This window comes from Shewanella sp., from assembly GCF_051658185.1.
Taxonomy (GTDB): domain Bacteria; phylum Pseudomonadota; class Gammaproteobacteria; order Enterobacterales; family Shewanellaceae; genus Shewanella.
On the sequence record NZ_JBOFMC010000023.1, the window covers coordinates 1 to 3,994 of the forward strand.

Annotated in this window: 2 protein-coding genes; one reads left to right on the forward strand and one right to left on the reverse strand. The window is 52.3% G+C overall.

The window, feature by feature from the left end; all coding sequences use genetic code 11:
• Nucleotides 1–329: PIN domain-containing protein (locus ACRCZA_RS00970; RefSeq protein ID WP_438672619.1), on the reverse strand; the 329-nt coding region annotated here is incomplete at its 3' end.
• A gap of 482 nt (nt 330–811) precedes the next feature.
• On the opposite strand from ACRCZA_RS00970, the gene rapA reads away from it, so the two are divergent.
• A complete protein-coding gene (gene rapA / locus ACRCZA_RS00975) occupies nt 812–3,718 on the forward strand; it encodes an RNA polymerase-associated protein RapA (RefSeq protein ID WP_438672620.1) in 2,907 nt (968 codons plus the stop codon).
• Nucleotides 3,719–3,994 lie beyond the last annotated feature (276 nt).

Genomic DNA, 3,994 nt, shown 5'->3' on the forward strand with positions numbered 1-3,994 from the left:
GGCAGGGCGCCCAAGGTAAACTCAATCAGGTGATCGGGGAAAATCGCTAAGGAACCGGTGGCATCGCTATGGCCTTCGCGGCTGGGTAACGGCACACCATGGATGATTTGCTCCGGCGTGGTATTGCCTCCGAGCGTATCCTCCAGTGCCCTTATCGCCACACGGGCGTCCCGGCTCACATCACTCTTACGATCTTTGATCTGATCGAGCTCTTCGAGCACTGTCATCGGGATAACCACATCATGCTCTTGAAACGAATAGATCGCCAAAGGTTCATGCAATAACACATTGGTATCCAGTACAAACAACTTTCTGTCGTCTTGTTCCATGGTGCCTCCTGCGCGCTTAATATGAGTGCTTCATGTTAGTGCTTTATATTAATGGTACAACACACGCTTGCGTTTCAATCCCCCGCTATGTGCCTGTTAATGATGGGCTAATGCCCGCTAAACGCCTAACGAATACCCGCTCACTCTTGGTCAATACCCTCTTACCTTTGACCATGAAAGCCTGCGCGGGTTCACCGCAAACGTCCTCGACAGCCACCGAGGTGCCACAAAAAATATTGCCAGTAAATCAATGCGATAGCCTTGTAGCACCGGCGCGCTTTGCTCGCAACGCTTAGCCCTAGTGTAAAGCTGAGCAGATGACAGCTCTGTGACAATGGCCGCATAAATTTTTGCCTGAGCAATTTGTAATCTCCTAGGGTGACAATTAGGCTCTAACGGATACGAGGGCGATTCAATTATCCCGAGTATTGGTATAACATACGCGCCCTTTGTTAAAGTCCGCCCAGAAATGAGAAATTAAGATGCCGTTCGCCTTAGGTCAACGTTGGATAAGTGATACCGAGTCAGAGCTTGGTTTAGGAACTGTCGTTCAAGTAGAAGGCCGTATGGTCACTGTGTTGTTTCCGGCCACGGGTGAGAACCGCATGTTCTCCCGAGCAGAAGCCCCTCTGACACGCGTTATTTACAATCCCGGTGATACGGTAGAAAGCCACGAAGGCTGGAGCCTTGCGGTGAATGAATTAACCGAGAAAGACGGCATCGTCATTTATCACGGCACTCACAGTGAAAGCGGTGAGCAGGTTAGCCTGCGCGAAACCCTGCTCAACCACAATATTCGCTTTAACAAGCCCCAAGACCGCTTATTTGCCGGACAAATCGATCGTCTCGACCGCTTTGGGGTGCGTTATCAATGTCAAATGCTGCGCCACAGCCTCGCGTCCTCTGATTTACTGGGGCTTCAAGGGCCGCGCGTAGGGTTAATTCCCCACCAAATGTGGATCGCCCACGAGGTTGGCCGCCGCTACGCGCCGCGGGTTTTACTCGCCGATGAAGTGGGCTTAGGTAAAACCATTGAAGCGGGTCTTATCATTCACCAGCAACTGCTCACCGGCCGCGCCGAGCGGGTATTGGTTATCGTTCCCGACACCCTGCGCCACCAATGGTTAGTCGAAATGTTGCGCCGCTTTAACCTGCGTTTTTCGGTATTTGATGAAGACCGCTGCATTGAAGCCTACGCAGACCATGATAACCCCTTCTATACCGAGCAATTGGTGATTTGTTCCCTCGAATTGCTGCGCAAGAAAAAGCGTCTCGATCAAGCCCTCGATGCCGATTGGGATCTGTTAGTGGTCGATGAGGCCCACCATCTCGAATGGACCGAAGAGGCGCCAAGCCGCGCCTATCAAGTGGTCGAAGCCTTAAGTGAAGTAGTGCCCGGAGTCTTACTGTTAACAGCGACCCCCGATCAACTTGGCCATGAAAGCCATTTCGCGCGGCTGCGCCTGCTCGATCCCGATCGTTTTTACGATTACGCCGCTTTCCTCAAAGAAGAAGACAGCTACAAAGACGTGGCCCTTGCGGCCCAAGCCCTTGCTGAAGCAGCCAAATTACCTGATGCGGCGATTAACAGCTTAACCGAATTACTGAGCGAGAAAGACATTGCGCCGAGTATTCGGCTGATCCAAGCCGAGGGGATCGATCCCGACGTCCAACAAGCCGCCCGCAGCGAATTATTGCAAGAATTACTCGATCGCCACGGCACTGGCCGGGTACTGTACCGCAACAGCCGCGCCTCGGTGAAAGGCTTCCCGCAACGCTTTTTTAATCCGCATCCACAAACCATGCCGGAGCAATACCTGACCGCGATGCGCGTCAGCGGCATGATGGGTGGCCACAAAACCCTTGAGGCTAAAGCCGCGCAGGCCCTCAGCCCTGAAAAGCTCTATCAAGAATTTGAAGACAATAGCGCCAGCTGGTGGAAGTTCGATCCGCGGGTGGATTGGCTCATCGAGTTTTTAAAATCCCACCGCAGCAAAAAAGTGCTGATTATCGCCAGCGGTGCTGAAACCGCCTTAAGCCTGGAAGAAGCACTGCGCACCCGCGAGGGCATCCAAGCCACCGTGTTCCACGAGGGCATGTCGATCATCGAGCGCGATAAAGCCGGTGCCTATTTTGCTCAAGAAGAAGGCGGCGCCCAAGCGCTGATCTGCTCTGAAATCGGCTCCGAAGGGCGTAACTTCCAGTTTGCCAGCCACTTAGTGCTATTTGATTTACCGCTTAACCCCGATTTATTAGAGCAACGTATCGGGCGTTTAGATCGTATCGGCCAAAAGAGTGATATCCACATCCACTTGCCTTACCTTGAGGACACCGCCCAAGAACGCCTGATGCAATGGTATCACCAAGGGCTCAACGCCTTTGAGCTCACCTGCCCCAGCGGCCATGTGCTTTACAGTGAATTTGCCCAAGAACTGCTCAATGTGCTGGTCGGTGACGATGCCGATGAGCTGACGACATTACTCAACCACACCCAAACTCGCTATAAAGAACTCAAACACGCCATGGAGCAAGGCCGCGATAAGCTGCTAGAAATCAACTCCCACGGCGGGGAGCAGGCCAAGGCCTTAGTTGCTCGCTTAGCCGAGAGCGATGAGGATACTAAGCTGATTGGCTCGGTGATCCGCTTATGGGATATTATTGGTGTAGATCAAGAAGATAAAGGCGAAAACTCCATTATTCTGCGCCCAAGTGAACACATGATGTTCCCAACCTACCCGGGGCTGCCAGAAGACGGTGTCACCGTCACCTTTGACCGTGACACCGCATTATCCCGTGACGATATTGCCCTGATCACCCAAGAGCACCCTCTGGTGCAAACCGGTTTAGATTTGATCACCGGCTCAGAAACTGGCACCACCAGTGTGGCAGTACTCAAGAACAAAGCGCTGCCTGCAGGCACCTTATTCTTAGAGCTGATTTACATGGCTGACGCCTCCGCGCCAAAATCGAGCCAGCTTTATCGCTACTTACCGCCAACGCCGATCCGCATTTTGTTGGATAAAAATGGCAACGATCTCTCCGCAAAAGTGGATTACGCCAGTTTTGATAAACAATTAAGCGCCGTGAATCGGCACATTGGCAGCAAATTGGTCACGGCTTCACAGCCAATTCTGCATCCGTTATTCGCTAAGGGTGAAGAATATGCTAAGACTGCGGTCGATGAATTGGTCGAACAAGCGCGCCAGAAGATGACAGTGCAGCTTAGCGGCGAACTTGACCGGTTAGAAGCCCTCAAAGCCGTTAACCCCAATATCCGCGAGGAGGAGTTAGACTACCTGCGTAACCAAATGCAGGAGCTCAATAACTACCTCGAAGAGACTCAGCTGCAGCTCGATGCCATCAGAATGGTGCTGGTCAGCCACGTGTAAACCACCACAGGGCTCCAGCGCCCCCCAAACGCCCAGCACTCGACTGGGCGTTTGATTTATCCAACCTGCACGACCTTAATCCCTGAACATTGTGTGACTCACGCCGCCAATTTCTGCCTATGCCCAACATCAGCCCTAAAACTTGCGTCAATGACGGGAGCCTTCAGGTTATACTCAGCCAGTGACTGGATAACACGACAGAGAGTAAACGATTTTATGGGACGGTTTTTCTTGAGTTTATGTGGCCTGTACTTAAGCCTACTGGCCTTTAACCTA